The organism is Roseovarius sp. TE539 (genome assembly GCF_003298505.1).
In the GTDB taxonomy this organism is placed as follows: domain Bacteria; phylum Pseudomonadota; class Alphaproteobacteria; order Rhodobacterales; family Rhodobacteraceae; genus Roseovarius.
Map to the genome: position 1 here is coordinate 38,518 of NZ_QNGB01000023.1, position 17,054 is coordinate 55,571.

A 17,054-nucleotide genomic window follows, 5' to 3' on the forward strand; every position below is an offset into this window, starting at 1 on the left:
GCCCCGGGAAGTGGTGTAGGAACTGGCGTCCACCTGCTTCTTCATAGCCGGTGTTGCTCGTTCACTGTGCGGCGATCATGGCCGTCTCGTCGTCATCGTTGCATATGGCGGTCAGCTTTTCCACCGGCATGTAGCGGCGGGAGACGGCCCATTCGTCGTTCTGCTCCAGCATGAGCGCGCCGACGAGACGGATGACGGCGTCGCGGTTGGGAAAGATCCCGACGACGTTAGTCCGCCGCTTGATCTCCTTGTTGACGCGCTCCAGTGGGTTGGTGCTGTGGAGCTTCGAGCGCAGGCTCTCGTCGAAGGCCATGTAGGCCAGCACGTCGTACTCGGCCTCGTCCATCAGCTCGGCAACATCCCGGAACCGCTCGCGCAGGTTGTCAGCGACCTCGCGCCAGCGGGCATGGGCTTGGTCGCGGTCCTTCTCGGCGAAGACGGTCTTCACCACCGCGCTGACCACGGGCTTGTTGGTCTTGCTCACGCGGGCCAAGAGGTTGCGCTGGAAGTGAACCCGGCAGCGTTGCCATCCCGCGCCAAGAACCTTGCGCGCGGCGGCCTTGAGGCCCTCATGTGCGTCGCTGATCACCAGTTGCACGCCCCGCAACCCGCGCCGCGTGAGAGACCGCAGGAAGTCGGCCCAGAACGTCTCGGCCTCCGAGGGCATCACGGTGATCCCGAGTATCTCCCGGCGTCCGTCCGTGTTGACCGCGACGGCCACTATCACCGCCATGGAGATGATCCGCCCGCCCTCGCGCAACTTCACATAAGTGGCGTCGAGCCAGAGGAAGGGCCAGTCGCCCTCCAGCGGCCGGTTCAGGAACGCCTGCACCCGCTCGTCGATCTCCCCCGCAAAGCCGCGAGACCTGGCTCTTCGAGGTGCCCGTCAGTCCCATGGCGCGCACCAGATCGTCGACAGCCCGCGTGGAGACGCCGTGGATGTAGGCTTCCTGTATCACAGCCATCAGCGCCTTCTCGGCTGTGCGGCGCGGCTCCAGAAAGGTCGGGAAATAGCTTCCCTTGCGCAGCTTGGGGATGTTCAGCCCGATCGTGCCGGCCCGGGTATCCCACTGCCGCGCCCGGTATCCATTGCGCTGGTTCTCCCGCTCCGGGCTGCGCTCGCCATGCCCGGCACCGCACACGGCGGCCACCTCGATGTCCATCAGCCGCTGCGCGGCATCCTGGATCAGCTCTCGCAGAAAATCCGTGTCATCGCTCTTGGCGATCACCTCCGGAAGGTCGATCATGGTCTCGGTCATCGTGCTCTCCTTCGTTGTCGTCGGTCTTTGAACAACCTCAGACTACGAAGAAGCGCGGTGGCCGCCAGCCCGGCCGCGCGCTGCGCTACGCCAAAAGGCTCCGCGCGCGGCCTCTTACACCACCACGTGGGGCACTACCCTCGCGTCAGACCAGACAGATGTGAAGAACCTTTCTCAGGCTCCGGGAGGTCCGGGGCGGTGTGCTGCGGACGGGAATGGACTGGCGCGAACGCGATCCTCCCTTTGCCCTCCTTCTCCACATGGACCTCTCTCGGACATCATTGCGATCACGGGCGCGAACACGTCCCGGCCTGGTCTTGTCGCTCGCTCTCCCTGTCGCTTGTTTCCCTGATCGGTGCCATTCTATCTCCGGTATGTGCAGCGCATGTCGCTGTGCCAGGCTGTATGCGTCATCTGATGCTGTCCGCGTTCTTTTCGCTGTCGGTGTTCATCAGGGTTGCTTGAGCGCAACAGGTGAGCTTCTGGGCGTCTTTTCCCGCGGGGTGATATGCCATTATTTGCCCCCGTCTGTTCAAGCGTTACAGCTAAAAAAGGGTTTTTGGTAGACTGAACGCTAGCTAAGTGACTGATTTTAGGAGACTGGGTGTTTACATATGTAAACATTTGCCGTTTGGAAATTCGGACGATGTAAGCATTTTCGAGGGCATTCCCCGGGCATATGTAAACATTTTCGCGGGCCGAATGTTTCCATATGTAAAGGTCTGTGCGCGGCCATGTAAACATTCTCGCCGGATCACGGGACGACCACATTCGATAAGAGACCATGCAAAGTCATGCCATATGGGAGCTTTGGATCGGGGATAGTGATGGCACCAGCAGGCATCCCCGTCGCACGATCTCGATTTCCCTAGGACTTTACGTGCGTAGCGGGATCCGGCGGGCCGTGTATCTGTGTAAAGCTAGCCATTCCTAGCCCCGGCGGGAACGTGTCCCGTTTCTTTCATACTAAAAGTAATCGATCTTATCGACATCCCCGCGCCATTTATCGTTGAATCCGCTTAACTGATACAGACTGACCGTAGATCCGAGTGGCAGACTTGGTGCGACGTCTGCCTCAGGACGCGGGAATGCCGCGCATGCCGCTGCTGGCCTCGATCAAGAGCCAGTGATCTGGTGGTATGAAGGTGAAGAGGCTGTAGGCCAGTATCTGAAGAGTCAGAAGCCCAAAACCGGTGGGCAGGATCACTCCGCGTCGAGACACTACCTGGATGAGCAAAACGGCGGACATGAGCTGTCCGATAAGGATGGCAGCAATGAATGTGCCGATAACCACCTCCGGGTCTTCGCGGTATTCCTCCAGGATCACGGCGTTCACGAAGAGACAGAGCTTCCTCTCAGCCCATGGCTCGGCCAGCCATAACCCCGCCCCAGGCCGCCACTGCAGTCAGTGTGGCACCCCAGGCCATGTCGACGGCCACCATAGAGGGGTGCCAGTCGCGCATCACCGTCCAGCTGGTTAGCTCGTAAGTGCCATAGGCGACAAAGCCCAGTATTGCGCCGTTGACAAACGCTTTTGCAGGCGTTCCGTCGCGCAGCGCCGGCCAACCCGCGAACCAGACGACGCCCCCCATGTAGACGAGATAGAAAAGTGCCGCCGGAAGAGGCCGTATCCCCTCGCGGAGCGTGTCAGCCAAGTGCTGTGCGAAGATCGACCTTATGACAGTCGATAACATGACGGCGTCAGCAACAAGAAATATCAAGCCGGTGACTACCACGAGAACGAGTAGGGACATGCGTTTCTCCTCCGCTCTCGATTTAGATAGACCGGTGCGGCTGTTCATCCACGCATAGGGAGGATGCGCAAAGATGCGAATTTTGGTTGCCCTGTGTGACGAGCTCGGCCCAGAGCGGTCGCTCATCTGCTGCCAGCATGCCACGCCGCAGCTTTCGCATTTCTGCCATTTGTGCATCTTGCAGCATTTCTAACGGGCGAATGGCGGCAGAGCGGATATTTTGTTGAAAAACTCGCGCTTGATCGATTGGTAAGTCGCTGATTCAATTCTCTCAACGGGCGGGAGGATTAGCACGATGATGGGACCGAGACAGGAAGCACAGGCGGCGCTGTTCTACGAGTTCTCGCTGGAGGATCACGTTCCACAAGATCACCTTTTGCGGTCGATTGATCGGTTCGTCGACTTAAGCAGCATCCGCGCCCATCTGACCGAATTCTACAGCCACACCGGTCGCCCTTCCGTCGATCCCGAGTTGCTGATCCGGATGCTGCTGATCGGGTATTGTTTTTGCATCCGGTCCGAGCGGCGGCTTGACGACAACTGTGTGACCCGACATGACGGGTATGACCATGGTCTTCGTGGAGGTGCCTTTTGCCCATCGATCCTTGCTTTGCGGATCTTCTTGCCGATCCGCGCAACGCCGTGCGTCCGCCGCCTGCTGCGGTGCCGATGGACAAGGTCCGTCGCGCTGCTCACGGGGCAATGGCGCTGCCGGACGCGCCGGACATTGCGCGCGTCAACGAGCGCTCCGTGCGGCTGCCGGACCGGCAGATCACCGTTCGGCACTACCGGCCGAACGATGAGGAAATACTGCCTATCATCCTTTTCGCACATGGCGGTGGCTGGGTCTGGGGCAGTCTCGATACGCACGACCCGCTGTGTCGCGAGCTTGCTGACCGAACCGGTGCAGCCGTCATCAGTGTGGCCTACCGGCTCGCTCCCGAACACCACTATCCGGCTGCTCCCGACGATGTCTGGGCGGTCCTGTCTGACATCCTGGCCCGGCCTGAAGCCTATGGCGTGGACCCGGGGCGGATTGCCCTGGCCGGGGACAGTGCCGGGGGGCAGATTGTCGCAGAAATCGTGGCACGTGCACTCGAGGCCGGTCATCGGCCGCGACATCTCGCGCTTTTCTATCCCGCGCTTGACCCGGCCTGCGACACACCCAGCCACGCCGAATTCGCGGAGGGCGCGATGCTAACCCACGAGGGCATGCGCTGGTTCTGGGACTGCTACCTTGGCGCCGACCGGGCCATTGAGCTGCGGGGGCTTGATGATGCGACCGCCGCCTCATTTCCCCCTGTCACGCTACAGACCGCCGGATGCGATGTGCTTCGCGATGAAGGTCAGGGCTTCGCTAACCGGCTTCGGTCGCTGGGTGTTGATATCGAGAGCAGGGATCACGCGGGGATGCTGCACGGTTTTCTTTCGCTCGGCGTGGAAACGCCCGCGATCGAGGCCAGCCTCGCGCTGGCCGCCGAACGCCTGCGCGCCAGCTTGTCAGCGAGCTGAATGCAAGGCACCCGCGGGACGAGCGCGCGGGTGCGGTTTTTGAGTGGCGACGTTGCGCGTGATCAGTCGTTCGCGGCGGACAATTCCGCACGGAACGCATCGAGCACGGCCTGCGGATTTTCGACCCCGGCCTCTTTCGCACGCGCTATCCATTCGGCCTCGACCAGCGATATGGCTTCGGCGAAGTTGTTGAAGAAGTCGTCCGAAACTTCGTGGTAGGTGAAGCCGCCGATCTCCTCGAGCTGGGCCTCGGCATTGTCCTCGTCCTCCTGCCAGACGCGCCCGATGATCCCGGCCAGTTCAGGCCCCGACACGCTCGCGATGGCCTCCTGGTCTTCGGCCGAAAGGGAGTCCCACCGGTCCTGGTTCATCAGAAGCGCGATCACCGATTGCCCCATGCCTCCGGGCATCATCGTAATCTCCTTGAAGATGTCCTGCGTCTTCCAGGAAATGATCGGCCCGAGCGAGAAGAACGTCCCGTCCACGACGCCGGTGGAGGCGAGTTCGTAGATTTCCGTGACCGGCTTCTGCACCGCGACGGCGCCGACGGCGTCGATCACGGCGCTGGCGGTGGTCGACGGGGCACGGAGTTTCAGGCCCTCGAAGTCCTCCATAGTGGTGACCGCGTTGCCTTCGGTCGTGGTGACACTCGTCGGCGCCGACGCGAAGACGGTCAGCACGTGTGTGCCCTTGAACGGCTCGTATTGCGCGAGCTGTTCGTCGTAGACGCGGTTGAACACCGGGGCGACGGTCGCCTGTTCGGTCGGGACCAGAAGCGGCAGCTCGCCCATTTCCATGATCGGGAACCGGCCCGGGGTGTAGCCCGGCAGGATCAGCACGATGTCGGCCAAGCCGTCGACGGCGACGTCAAACTGGTCACGCACCGCACCTACCGTCGCCGGCAAGTATTCCACGGTCACGCGACCGTCCGTTGCCTCCTCGACGTTGTCGATCCATTCACCCAGCGCCGTGTTGAGCGAGTGGCTCGGCGGGAACCACGACGAATAGGTCAGCGTGGTTTCCTGCGCAGTGGCCATTGTGGCACCGGCCAAGATCATGGCGGTGGTCGTGGTCGTCAAAGTGAAAGTCTTCATTTGGTCCTCCCTGAAGAGCCCAGGCCTCCCGCCCGAGCGAAAAAATCCCGAATGCCTCAGAAGAAAAGTCGTGGCAGCGCCAGAGCGAGCGTCGGCACGAGTCCGATCAGCAACAGCCGCCCCAGGTCCGCCAAGACGAAGGGCAGAATGCCGCGGATAATGGTTCCCAGAGGCACTTCGGGAACCACGGATTTCAGGATGAAGAGATTGATGCCGATCGGCGGCGTGATCAGCCCAAGCTCGACCAGCATGACCACCATGACGCCGAACCAGACCGGGTCGTAGCCAAGGCCGACGACGATCGGAAAGAACATCGGAAGCGTGAGCAGCATCATGGCGAGGCTGTCGAGCAGGCACCCCAGCAGGATGTAGATCAAGCAGATTACCAGCATGACCATCGCGGGGCTGAAGCCGCTATCCTGCACGAAGGACAGGACGCCGTGATGCGCACCGGAATAGTTGACGAATTCCGCGAACACCTTTGCGCCGATGATCAGGGCGAATAGCACGGCGGTGGTTTCGGCCGACTCGACGAGGATGCGCAGGAACTCGCGCCACGGCATCCGGCGGATGATCGCGAAGACGAGCGCGCCCGAAGCCCCGATCCCGGCGGCTTCCGTCGCCGTGAAGAGGCCCGCGTAGATGCCGCCCAGCACGACGGCGAACAGAACCGCAACCGACCATGTCTTGCGCAGCGTGGCGCGGCGCTCCGCGCGGCTGGCGCGCTCAACATCCGGGGCCGCGTCGGGGTGGCGGTAGAGGGTGTAACGCACCGCGAGGCTGTAGCCGACGATGCCCACGAGGCCGGGGATGACGCCAGCGGCGAAGAGCTCGCCGATGCTGGTTTCGGTGGAGATGCCGTAGACCACCATGATGATCGACGGCGGGATCAGGATGCCCAGCGTGCCGCCCGCGGCGACCGTTGCGGTCGCGAGCCGGTCGGAATAGCCGAATTCGCGCATTGACGGTATCGCGACCTTGCCCATCGTCACGGCGGTGGCGACGGACGAGCCGCAGACGGCGGCAAACCCCCCGCAGGACAGGATGGTGGCGACGCCGAGTCCTCCCTTGAGGTGACCGACATAGGCCTGCGCAGTGCGGTAGAGTTCCTTCGCGATGCCTGCGCCGGCGATCAGGTTGCCCATCAAGATGAACAGCGGGATGACAGCGAGATTATAGCTCAGAGTCGAGCTGACCGCGGACATGCCGATCATCGAGAGGGCCGGCTTCACGCCTACGAGCAAGGCATAACCGACCGCGCCGGCCAGCCCAAGGGACAGGGCGATGGGCACGCGCAAGAAGATCAGCGCGAAAGCCGCAAGAAAGCCGAGCGTCGCGCTCAACATTATTCGATCCCCTTGGAAGGCGTGCCCGTCAGCTCGGGCAGGCGACGCGGAATAACGATGATGAGGGCGACGCGCAGGGCATAAACGATCGCAGTGACGCCGGAAAGAACAGACATGCCGTAGTAGACCCGGCCCAGCTGTATCCGCAGGTAGGGCGTGACGTCGCCGTATCCCGTGATGCGGTCACCGAGCAGCCAGAGGCGCCAGGCAAGCACGCCGAAAGCAGCGACACCGATCAGGGCGGCGAGGAGCCGTTGCAGCCACTTGGCACGCGGCCCCATGATACCGTCGAGAAGGTCGACGGAAATGTGGGTATCGCGCCACGCGACGCGCGGGTAGAGCAGAAAGGTGATTGCGACCAGCGCCAGTTCCGTGAGCTCCGTCGCGCCCGGAACGGGCGCGTTCAGGAAATTTCGTCCGACGACGTCCGCGAGCGTGAGAAGCGCGGTCGCGAGAAGCAGAACGCCCGACACCAGTCCGGCCAAGGTGCCCGCGTATCGTGCGATTTTCGGCATCTCCATCGGCTTCCTATCTGTCGGCGTCTGCCGCGCCGAGCATCAGCATGGTCGAGCGTGTGATGTTCGAGGCGATTTCATGGGGCTGAAGGCGCCCGCCTTCGCGATACCAGAAGGCCATCCAGGTCACCGAGCCGCCAAGAGTGAGGGCGCTGAGAAGCGGGTCGTCGCTCTTGAAGGCCTCCTCGTCGCGGCCCCGTTCGATGAAATCGGCGATCATAGAGAAGAATTGGCGGCGCTTTTCGTTCGCGCGGATGGCCTCGTCGGCGGGCAGGCTCTTCTCCTCGCGCGTGTAGACCGCGATGTATTTCTGGTATTTGAGCACCGAAGAAACGTAGCGCTCCACCACCAGCGCAAGCGTGGTGCGGGTATCGAGGCGCAGGTTCAGTGCGCCCTCGACGGCCTCATGCACGTGGGCAACGCCGCGGATGCAGATCTCGACCAGCAGTTCGGGCTTCGATGAGAAGTTAGAGTATATGAATGCCTTGGAGAAACCCATTTGCTCGGCAACCGCATCGAGTGTCGTGTTGGCGTAGCCGTGCTCGTAGAATAGGTCGGCGGCGGTATCGACGATGCGATCGCGTTTCAGCTGGGCGACTTCATCGCGAAATTTCAAAGGTTTTTCTTTGGGCACGGCAACGGGCTCCTTTGAGGAAGTGGCCCCGTTGTTATGCCCGTTCGCCTTTGTCCGCGAAAGCATGGCCCGGTTCGCGTTATCCACCCGTTCCGAGGTCATAGCGACATGATGTCCCTTAGTTCGCGCATGTAGAGCAGACCGCTGTTCACGTCGGTCACGATAACTTCGTGCCGCACGTAGCGGCGCCCGCGCTTTTCGTATTTGTCCACGGCCTTGGCCGAGATGGTGACGGTCGTGCCGACCGGGATGGGTTCGAGCAGTTCGGTCTCGTGCATGGTGTGGACCGAGCCGATCGCGAAGGGCTTGGTGTGGTCGAACTGCACGGACAGCACGAAGTGGCTGACCATCATCGGGGGCACAATCGCGCCGCCGAAGGGGCTTTCACCCTCGATGCGCCAGCTGTTCATCTTCCAGCCTTCATACCAGGGCGTGTAATCTTCGACCGCGTCGGCGTAGAGGATGACCAGCTCCGGCGTGATGGTGAGGTCGCGCGACAGCACGTCGCCCACCTCCACCATGTCCCAGTAGGTCTGGCAGTCTTCCTTCAGGCTTTCGATGAATTCCCGGGTCTGGCGGACCTGGACCTCGGTCATCGGGCGCAGGCTATCAGTGGCGATGGACTTGTTCATTTCGTTCTCCTCACGGGCCCACTGTGGCTTCGACGGTTCCGATGGACTTGAGCTGGCCCGCGTCGTTCTTGACCCAGACCTCGAGCGTGAACCGACAACCATCGCCATCGGGCTCCTTCGCGGTCACGCACCCGCCGGTCTCGATAATCTCGTTGGCGAGGATCGAGGCGACGTATTTGCAATTGAACCTGGCGCCCTTGAACATCGCAGCGCCAAGGTAGTTGACGCACATCTCGGCGATGTAGGCCGAGCTCATCTCGCCGGTCTGGATCGGCGCATCGAGGCCGGTTTCGTCGGCATAGACCGGGTCCCAGTGGTTCGGGTTGAACCGTCCCCAGAGGCGTGACCCCATCAGCTGGATCGCCGCTTTCTTCTTCACGCCGATCAGCTCGAAGCCGACGGGCGTGTCCGGCGTGATGCAGTAGGCCTCTTCGGCCGTCATCTGGTCGTTCATCTGGTTGTCCATTCGTTTCAGCATTTCGGCCCCCCGGTGACGTAGAGGATCTGGCCCGACACGAAATCCGAGTGCGGGTCGGTGAAGAAGGAAATCGCGTGCGCGATGTCGTCTGGCGTTCCGACGCGGCCGACGGGGATGCTCTTCAAGGCGTCCTCCGTCATGACGTCCACGCCTTCGCCGGTGCGGCCTGACATTTCGTCGATCATGTTGGTCAGGGTCAGGCCGGGCGCGACCGCGTTCACGGTGATCCCGAACCGGCCCAGCTCGATCGCCAGCGACTTAGTTAGGCCGTGCAGCCCGGACTTGGCAGCGCTGTAGGCCGAAAGACCGGTTGCGCCGAGTGCCCCAGTGCTGGTGATGTTCACGATGCGGCCGTGTCCTTCGGAGCGCATGCCCATCTGCACGGCCTGGGCCATGTTGAACGCGCCTGCGAGGTTCACATCGAGGACCGACTTCCACGTCTCGGACGAAGTCTTTCGCAGCGTGCCCTCGCGCAGCAGGCCGGCGTTGTTCACGAGCACGGTCGGTTTCCCAAGGCGCTCGGTGACCTCGGCAACGGCACGCGCGGCCGCTTCAGGGTTCGATACGTCGGCCGCGACGGCGACCGCCTTGCGACCGCAAGACTCTATGTTCGCGACAGTCTGTTCACAGGCCTCAATCGTCAGGTCGAGCACCGCGACGTCGTTGCCGTCATCAGCCAGTCGGAGGGCAGTCGTCGCGCCGATCCCGCGGGCAGCGCCTGTGACGAGGGCGATCCGGCTCATGGGTCGATCTCCAGTTCGCGGATTGCGCGGTCGGACAGCAGGAACTTGCGGGCCCGCCCCGAGGGCGTGACCGGGAGGTCCGCCTGGTCGATGAACAGAACGTGCTTGGGCACCTTGAACCGGGCGAGCGAATTCTTGCAGCGTTCGACCAAGTCGTCCTCGGTGACCGCGGCGCCGCTTCGCGCGACAATGTAGGCTACGCCGACCTCGCCCATGCGGGCATCAGGCACCGGAACCACGTGGGCCTGCATCACGTCCGGATGCGCGGTCAGCACGTCCTCGATTTCGGTCGGCATCACCTGTTCGCCGCCGCACCGGTAGCTTTCCTTGAGCCGGCCATCGAGCACGAGATAGTCGTCTTCGACAAGATGCCCGAGGTCTCTGGTATGGATCCAGCCATCCTCGGCGTAGAGTTCTTCGGTCTCCTTGGGCTTGTTGTAGTAGCCTTGGGTTACACACAAGCCGCGCGCCTGGAGTTCGCCGGTCTCGCCGTCGGGCAAAACGGCGCCAGTCTGCGGGTCGACAACGCGGTAGAGGACCAGCTTGCCGCGCAGGTCCTCGCTTCCCGCCGGTCCCGCGTCGCGCATGCGTCCGTTCGTCTCGCGCAATTTATCGTCGGGGTCGCCGACGCGTGTCAGCGCCATCGTTGCAGTGACCTCGCTCATCCCGTAGCCGGTAGTCAGCTCCACGTCGCCGAAATGGGTGCGGATCTCGTCCCAGATGCCCTTCGGCGCGCGCTGCCCGGAGCTGATGACCGCCACCAGGTCAGGCATCTCGGTTGGGTTGGCCTTCAGATGCTCGAAGATCGCGAGCGTCATGGTCGGGACCAGCAGCACGTCGTGCGCCTTGTGCTCGACGATGGCGCTAACGGTCTCGGCCGGGTGGAACGCGGTCTGCGGAATGATTGCGCCGCCGACCCAGGGGGCGGTGAGCATGCCTTCGACGTAGCCGTAGACGTGATACATCGGCAGCGAGAAGGTCACGCGCCAGCCATCATCGAAGCCACGCGTCAGCGCACTGGTGAACGAGGCCCGCGCCAGCATGTCATGCGTCATCATCACGCCCTTGGGCTGCCCGGTCGTCCCGGACGTGTAGATGATGTCGGAGACTCGCTCGGCTTCGGAGGTCACTGTGGCTGGCGCGTCGCCGTCAACATCGGCGAGTGTCCGCACACCGTCGCGGGCTGCGCCGGTGTCCGGGCGCACGACGACATGGGACAATCGAGGCAGCGCGTCGCCGCCACCGGCGCTTTCCCAGCCGGGCGCAATGTCGTCAAGCATGCCGAGGTAATCGAGGTCGCGAAACCGATCCATTGTGATCAGCACCTTCGCGTCCGACTGCGCGAGCACGTAGGCGAGCTCGTCGCGCCGGTTGAAGAAGTTTACCGGCACGCAGACCGCGCCCAGGCGCGAGATGGCATACTTGATCCAGACGAAATCGGGATGGTTCGCCATGAGCAGTGCGACGTGATCGCCCTGCGCCACGCCGAGCGCGGCCAGTCCCCCGGCTACGTGCTTGGAGCGCTCCGCGACATCCGCGTAGGTGTAAATGGCCGCATCGGTGATGATGAAGGGTCGGTCGGGGGCCTCGGCCGCCGCCTCGTCGAGGATCTCGTGCAACATCCGCGGCCGCCACACGGGGTGACGCTTCAGAACATCTGCATGACGGTCCCTGAACGTGCGGGCCATGAAGTCCTCCCCGTATCTTCGCGGTGAGCGATCTGTCGCAACTCCCTCCCGGAGCGTGAAGTCGGGCGCTTACCGTGAGAGAGATACTTACACGTATATTTTAATATATCAAGTATGCATACCGCCGGCGCGTCATTGCCACTTGTCGCATTAAGACCTTTTCCATCCCGAAATCCAATATTTGGAAATATTTTTAGTATCTTTTAGAGTGACGCGTGAGGGCTTCGGAGCTGGCTCGCGCTCTATGGCGGCAGCAAGGGTCAGTTCGGGTTTTAGGAGAAATACGTATTAGTATACTACAAAACTTGACAGTTACTCAGCCCATGTGTCAGCTTCTGGCAGCATCGTGGCCAAGGCACGCGCCGCCCCGCGCCGCGCCAAGTGGAGGAGTGCGCATGGCAAGCCAGCCAGAATTCGACGCGATCGTCATCGGGGCCGGGATCAGTGGTCTCTACATGCTCTATCGCCTGCGCCAGATGGGCATGACCGTTCGCGGGGTCGAGGCTTCGGACCAGGTCGGGGGGGTCTGGAACTGGAATCGCTACCCTGGGGCCCGGGTCGATTCCGAATCCGAGACCTACGCCTATTTTTTCTCGCGCGAGCTGCTCGAGAATTTCGACTGGTCGGAACGCTTCGCCGCCCAGCCGGAAGTGCTGCGCTACATCAACAAGGCCGCGGACGTGATGGAAGTGCGCCAGGACTACACGTTCAACGCCCGCGTCAGGGCCGCTACTTGGAATGACGATGCCGCGACCTGGACCGTCTCGTTCGAAGGCGACCGGCCGGACATGACCTGCCGGTTCCTCGTCTCCGCGCTCGGCCCACTTTCGGCGCCGCAATACCCCAATATTCCCGGGCGTGACACGTTCGAAGGCCTCACGCTTCACACCGGGCTCTGGCCGCGCGACCCCGACGGTTTCGGGCCGGCCCCGCTCGACTTCGAGGGCAAGCGCGTCGGTGTCATCGGCACCGGGTCGTCCGGCGTGCAGGTGATCCAGGAAATGTCGAAGGTGGCCGGTGATCTGACGGTGTTCCAGCGGTCGCCCAACTGGTGCACGCCGCTGGGCAACGGGCCGATCACGACCGACGAGATGCAGGAGATCAAGGCAAACTACGACGACATGATCGGCTTCCTCGACACCACGCTCGCCGGGTTCAGCCATATCTTCCGCGACCAGAACACGTTGGAGGCCGCGCCCGAAGAACGGCGCGCGCTCTGGGAAGAGCTCTACAAGGGCCCCGGCTTCTCGCTATGGTTGGGTAATTACAAGGATGTGCTCTTCAACAAGGAGGCAAACGATCTCGTCTCCGAGTTTGTCGCCGAAAAGATCCGCGAACGCGTGACCAACCCCGAAATCGCCGACAAGCTCATCCCTAGGGATCACGGCTACGGCACCAAACGGGTGCCGCTCGAGACCAAGTATTTCGAATGCTACAATCAGAACAACGTCCAACTCGTCGACGTGAACGCCGACCCGATCACGAGCATCACTGAAACAGGGATTGAGACCGAGTCCGGGAAGTTTGACCTGGACGTCATCATCTTCGCGACAGGCTTCGACGCCATCGTTGGTTCCTGGAACCGCATCGATATCCGGGGGCGCGACGGCATCTCGCTCAAGGACAGCTTCGATGACGGCATGTCGACCTATCTCGGGATGCAAGTCGCTGATTTCCCAAACTTCTTCATGCTCGTCGGCCCTCAGAATGGGGCGACCTTCTGCAACATTCCGCGGTGCTCGGCCTTGATGATCGATTGGCTGGACGGGCTTATGCGCACCGCGCTCGAGCAAGGCACGCAGGTGATCGAACCGACCCCTGAGGCGCAGGCCGATTACACCCGACTTTGTCAGAAACTTCTCTCGAAGACCCTTATCGGGTCCACCAACTCGTGGTTCACCGGCATCAACACGAACCTTGGCCGCGAGGGCCGCGACGCGCTTGTCTGGATCGGTGGCAACCCGATGTATCGCGACCTGTGCACGCGCATCCGCGAAAACGGCTATGAAGGTTTTCTGTTCGACGGCGCGCCTTTGGCGCAGGAGCCCAGAAAGGCCTTCGCATGAGCGATTTCTTCGAACGTTACCACCATATCGAATTCGAACGGCAGGGCCGCATCCTGACCGTCCAGCTAAACCGGCCCGAGGCGATGAACGCCGCCAACGCCGCGCTTCACACGGAGCTTTCGCACCTCTTTGCTGACCTGGACGACGATGCTGCCAGCGACGTGATCGTGCTCACTGGAAACGGGCGGGCCTTCAGCACGGGCGGGGACTTGGACTGGATGCAGGACGCCATCGACGAACCTGAGCGTTTCCATGTCACGATCCGAGAAGCCAAGCGCATTCTCGTCGGGCAACTCTCGATGGAGAAGCCGATCATCGCGCGGGTAAACGGCCACGCGATGGGGCTCGGCGCGTCTCTCGCGGTGTCCTGCGACGTCGCGATTGCCGCCGAAAACGCAAAGATCGGTGATCCGCACGTGGCCGTCGGTCTGGTCGCCGCGGACGGCGGCGCATTGCTCTGGCCGCAGATGACCGGCTACCTGCGCGCACGCGAATACCTTCTGACGGGGGATGCGATCCCGGCTACCAAGGCCGCCGAAATCGGTCTGGTTACAGACGCAGTGCCCGCCGAAGACCTGGACGCGCGAGTCTACAGCTTGGCCGAACGGCTTGTGACTGGAAAGACCAAGGCGATCCGATGGACCAAGATTGCGATCAATCGCCCCCTCGTGGCCCTCGCCGCACATCACGCCGATGCGGCGTTTGCCGACGAGATCAGGTCGAACGAAACGATGGAACACGCGGACGCCGTCCGTGCCTTCGCGTATGGCAAGAATGCAAAGGATTGAAGTTAATTCGTTCTAAGAGGCCGGCAAGTGAGGGTCGCACATGTCCGCGCCTAGTAGGGCGAATTGGTCTTGGTGAGCCCTTCAAGATAAGCGAAATTCAACTTTGGATAATTGGTGCCAGATAAAGCCGATTTTTTGGAGTTGGCACCGATCGTCACCAAGCGGCCCTTCAAGTATTCATTGCCGAGCAGCTGATGTGGGTCGTCCTCGACGGGCATGCGGTGCAGCACGTGCAAACTACAACTGAGGCGCTGCGTTCAATGTGGGTTCCGAGCCATCTTGCGGCAATGCAGTAGATTCTCAGGATTTGACGCAATTTCAATGTCTGCAACCGCCCGACTGCATCAATCAGCGCGCACCTGCAGAGAATGACCGGAAATCACCTGCCAAGTTGAATGCTGCGCTCGCAATGCTGCGCTCGCGAAGATCGCACCGATGACCTTCCGAAAAGAGGACGTTTGCGAACTATCGGCGAGCGATGCGTGACCTCTGGACGACGCTGTTTGCGATGGCGGCGCATTCCTCCGCTGTAGAAATTGGTGAATAGCCGAGCTGCCGCTTTTCCCCCACGGATTTATCGCGCGGCCCGCCAACCGGGCATGCGCGATGGAGTGTAACCCTTCAGCAGGACAGTGCCACCTGGCGTTCGCTGACCCCGATGTTCGGGGCCCCACGCAATGAACCCCGTGAAGAGGTGTCCGCATGACATCAGGCGCGGCCCACCGAGAATATGGGCCATGCGCGATGCTTTCAGAACTTCCCGCACACGCGCCTGAGCAGTTGCACGCGGTGAAGCGTCGGGTGCAGATCGCGGCCATCGCTGATCATCCGCAGGAACTCGACCCACGCGACCTCGTTGTCGGTCAGATCTTCAGGTCCGAAGCCAGGGCGGCGCACGCGGGGATGCGCTGCCGCGGCGGACGGGCGGCTCGGGTTCGTCATGCCTCTACTTCCCGAAGATCGCCCGGATCGCCGCGCGACCACGGCTGGTCATGCGCGGGTCGCTGTGATCCGAAGCTTCGCGGATCTCCTGCAGCCAGCCGAGCTCGTTGCCGGTGATCGGCGTGCCCATGATCTCCACGAGCGCGTGCGCGGCGGTATCGCCTTCGATCTGCTCGAGCGTCAGGCGCAACAAAAAAGCGGGATCGCATTCGAGCGCGCGCGCCAGGCTCGGCACGCGGTCGAGCGGCAGCTTGCTCGCGCCGGTCTTGATCATGGTGACCATGTTCTGGCTGACGAACCCGGCCTCGACGGCGATCTCGATCTGCGACTTCCGGGGCTTGAGTTCCATCACGCGCTTGTCGATGAATTTCGCGAGGCGGGTGTCAGCGTAAGGTTTCTTCGGCATTTTCTTCCCCTTTTCAGTCAGTTGCCTCACAGCGTATCAGCTGCTTGCTTTATTCATAGCAACGGTCCGACGGGGAACGGGCGGGGGAAGAATTAGTCTGAATGTCCCACTTCATGGCGCTTGAGCAATAGGCTACTCTGGCAAGGTGTGGTCAGCGTCTGTGTAAAATCACATTGCAGTCCTGGCAGCGTGGACCGCTTGGACCAGTTGGACCGAAATGAAACCAGGCCGTTTTCCCGACCCGAGCGGTCCGACCGGTCCAAGTGATCCGGCGATCAGGAAGGGCTGATCGCCCCTCCCGCCATTGAATGTCAGGAAGCGCTTACTCCTCAGACCGAGGTGGCGACATACTGGATCGTCGACTTGCCGCGCGACGACACACCGCGCATGTGAAACCCGCCACCGGTCTGGCCGAGAACAGCCAGAAGCGGTCCTCTGAACGCGTGCGACACCGCCAGCATCATCAGCGGATTGCCGACGCACCGTGCCGCGACCTCGCTCTTCCACGCGTCGAGCGTGCCCCGCGTGTGGATCGCCGCCATCATGTCGTCCGGGATATTGTCCGTCGTCACCAGCGCATGTCCGATCACGCGGCCGTTGCCGAGAACGAAGGCGTCATGCGCGTTAATGGTCCAGCCAAGCCGATGGCAGCGAAGATAGCTGAAGTTTGCTATACATTGTGCTATACAATTTGCTTGAGGCAAGAATTAAAAGTATTTACAATCAATTAGTTACGTTGATGGGGTTGACTATTTGTCGGACACCTCTTCCGCCACGATTTAGCCTAAAATATTGTTTTAATTACGTTTTTTTATATTCACCTCCCCCTTACCGCCAAAATTACCATCAAAAAATTTTCCTCATTATGCCACACCGCTCTGCCGCTTGCATCGATATGCAGACCAACGGCGTGTCGATGTGGTGATCACGCTGTATTACAATATATTTCAAACATTCAAAAGTAAGCGGGCACTGATTTTTTTCGAATCTTCCAACGACGGATTGCTATACAGGAGGTGTGGCCCATGAGCGCTTGCGTTGCGTCAGGGCTGCGTTGACCTCTGTTTTATAATGTGAATCGGCATGCAAAAGTGACCCACTTGGGTGGGTATGATCATCTAAAACTGACCCACCTGCATTGTTAACATCCGTGCGCTTTGGCACGGAGGAAGAGCAGGTGTTACTGATGGAAACGTC

Annotated in this window: 16 protein-coding genes and 2 pseudogenes; 4 read left to right on the plus strand and 14 right to left on the minus strand. The window is 61.5% G+C overall.

Translation table 11 applies throughout. The features are described from left to right. Positions 1 to 61 precede the first annotated feature (61 nt). From DQW77_RS13700 to DQW77_RS13710, 3 genes and pseudogenes are all read right to left on the minus strand, one after another. A pseudogene (locus DQW77_RS13700) lies at positions 62 to 1,259 on the minus strand (IS256 family transposase). A gap of 1,075 nt (positions 1,260 to 2,334) precedes the next feature. Further along, the gene (locus tag DQW77_RS13705) at positions 2,335 to 2,595 is read right to left on the minus strand and encodes a hypothetical protein (RefSeq protein WP_113258791.1); all 261 of its coding nucleotides are present in this window, start codon (positions 2,593 to 2,595) and stop codon (positions 2,335 to 2,337) included. A gap of 19 nt (positions 2,596 to 2,614) precedes the next feature. Further along, positions 2,615 to 3,013 (minus strand): DUF2177 family protein, encoded by a 399-nt coding sequence (locus DQW77_RS13710; RefSeq protein WP_113258814.1) that lies wholly within the window; start codon positions 3,011 to 3,013, stop codon positions 2,615 to 2,617. Between the two features lie 295 nt (positions 3,014 to 3,308). On the opposite strand from DQW77_RS13710, the pseudogene DQW77_RS13715 reads away from it, so the two are divergent. Continuing rightward, positions 3,309 to 3,551: pseudogene (locus DQW77_RS13715) on the plus strand (transposase); the annotation flags it as partial. Between the two features lie 53 nt (positions 3,552 to 3,604). Next, positions 3,605 to 4,525 carry an alpha/beta hydrolase gene (locus tag DQW77_RS13720; protein WP_113258792.1) on the plus strand — a complete coding sequence of 307 codons (921 nt, stop codon included), beginning with the start codon at positions 3,605 to 3,607 and terminating at the stop codon, positions 4,523 to 4,525. 62 nt (positions 4,526 to 4,587) lie between these two features. Here DQW77_RS13720 and DQW77_RS13725 read toward each other — a convergent pair whose 3' ends face one another. The 8 genes from DQW77_RS13725 to DQW77_RS13760 all read right to left on the minus strand — a co-directional run bounded on the left by DQW77_RS13725 (position 4,588) and on the right by DQW77_RS13760 (position 11,655). Beyond that, positions 4,588 to 5,619: a TRAP transporter substrate-binding protein gene (locus DQW77_RS13725; RefSeq protein WP_113258793.1), complete on the minus strand. Its 1,032-nt coding sequence runs from the start codon at positions 5,617 to 5,619 to the stop codon at positions 4,588 to 4,590. A gap of 56 nt (positions 5,620 to 5,675) precedes the next feature. Beyond that, entirely contained in the window at positions 5,676 to 6,965 is a 1,290-nt protein-coding gene (locus DQW77_RS13730) for a TRAP transporter large permease (RefSeq protein ID WP_113258794.1), read from the minus strand. Continuing rightward, positions 6,965 to 7,480, minus strand: coding sequence for a TRAP transporter small permease (locus tag DQW77_RS13735; protein WP_181711274.1), 516 nt, complete (start codon positions 7,478 to 7,480; stop codon positions 6,965 to 6,967). The genes DQW77_RS13730 and DQW77_RS13735 overlap by 1 nt, the downstream gene beginning before the upstream one ends. Before the next feature lie 13 nt (positions 7,481 to 7,493). Next, positions 7,494 to 8,096 (minus strand): TetR/AcrR family transcriptional regulator, encoded by a 603-nt coding sequence (locus DQW77_RS13740; protein ID WP_181711275.1) that lies wholly within the window; start codon positions 8,094 to 8,096, stop codon positions 7,494 to 7,496. A gap of 116 nt (positions 8,097 to 8,212) precedes the next feature. Then, positions 8,213 to 8,746 (minus strand): MaoC family dehydratase, encoded by a 534-nt coding sequence (locus DQW77_RS13745; protein ID WP_113258797.1) that lies wholly within the window; start codon positions 8,744 to 8,746, stop codon positions 8,213 to 8,215. A gap of 10 nt (positions 8,747 to 8,756) precedes the next feature. Further along, entirely contained in the window at positions 8,757 to 9,224 is a 468-nt protein-coding gene (locus tag DQW77_RS13750; RefSeq protein WP_220124966.1) for a MaoC family dehydratase, read from the minus strand. Continuing rightward, positions 9,218 to 9,967, minus strand: coding sequence for an SDR family NAD(P)-dependent oxidoreductase (locus tag DQW77_RS13755; protein ID WP_113258798.1), 750 nt, complete (start codon positions 9,965 to 9,967; stop codon positions 9,218 to 9,220). The genes DQW77_RS13750 and DQW77_RS13755 overlap by 7 nt, the downstream gene beginning before the upstream one ends. Beyond that, a complete protein-coding gene (locus DQW77_RS13760; RefSeq protein WP_113258799.1) occupies positions 9,964 to 11,655 on the minus strand; it encodes a class I adenylate-forming enzyme family protein in 1,692 nt (563 codons plus the stop codon). Before DQW77_RS13760 ends, DQW77_RS13755 begins: the two co-directional genes overlap by 4 nt. A 395-nt stretch (positions 11,656 to 12,050) precedes the next feature. Between DQW77_RS13760 and DQW77_RS13765 the strand changes: the two genes are divergently transcribed. Together DQW77_RS13765 and DQW77_RS13770 are read left to right on the plus strand one after the other, a co-directional pair. Then, a complete protein-coding gene (locus DQW77_RS13765; protein WP_113258800.1) occupies positions 12,051 to 13,721 on the plus strand; it encodes an NAD(P)/FAD-dependent oxidoreductase in 1,671 nt (556 codons plus the stop codon). Continuing rightward, positions 13,718 to 14,509, plus strand: a complete 792-nt coding sequence (locus DQW77_RS13770) for an enoyl-CoA hydratase/isomerase family protein (protein ID WP_113258801.1) — start codon at positions 13,718 to 13,720, stop codon at positions 14,507 to 14,509. The genes DQW77_RS13765 and DQW77_RS13770 overlap by 4 nt, the downstream gene beginning before the upstream one ends. Before the next feature lie 750 nt (positions 14,510 to 15,259). Here DQW77_RS13770 and DQW77_RS13775 read toward each other — a convergent pair. The 3 genes from DQW77_RS13775 to DQW77_RS13785 all read right to left on the minus strand — a co-directional run bounded on the left by DQW77_RS13775 (position 15,260) and on the right by DQW77_RS13785 (position 16,561). Continuing rightward, on the minus strand, positions 15,260 to 15,451 hold the full coding sequence (locus tag DQW77_RS13775; protein ID WP_113258802.1) for a hypothetical protein: 192 nt from the start codon (positions 15,449 to 15,451) through the stop codon (positions 15,260 to 15,262). Between the two features lie 4 nt (positions 15,452 to 15,455). Continuing rightward, positions 15,456 to 15,857 carry a helix-turn-helix transcriptional regulator gene (locus tag DQW77_RS13780; RefSeq protein ID WP_113258803.1) on the minus strand — a complete coding sequence of 134 codons (402 nt, stop codon included), beginning with the start codon at positions 15,855 to 15,857 and terminating at the stop codon, positions 15,456 to 15,458. A gap of 329 nt (positions 15,858 to 16,186) precedes the next feature. Beyond that, positions 16,187 to 16,561 carry a DUF927 domain-containing protein gene (locus tag DQW77_RS13785; RefSeq protein WP_113258804.1) on the minus strand — a complete coding sequence of 125 codons (375 nt, stop codon included), beginning with the start codon at positions 16,559 to 16,561 and terminating at the stop codon, positions 16,187 to 16,189. Positions 16,562 to 17,054 lie beyond the last annotated feature (493 nt).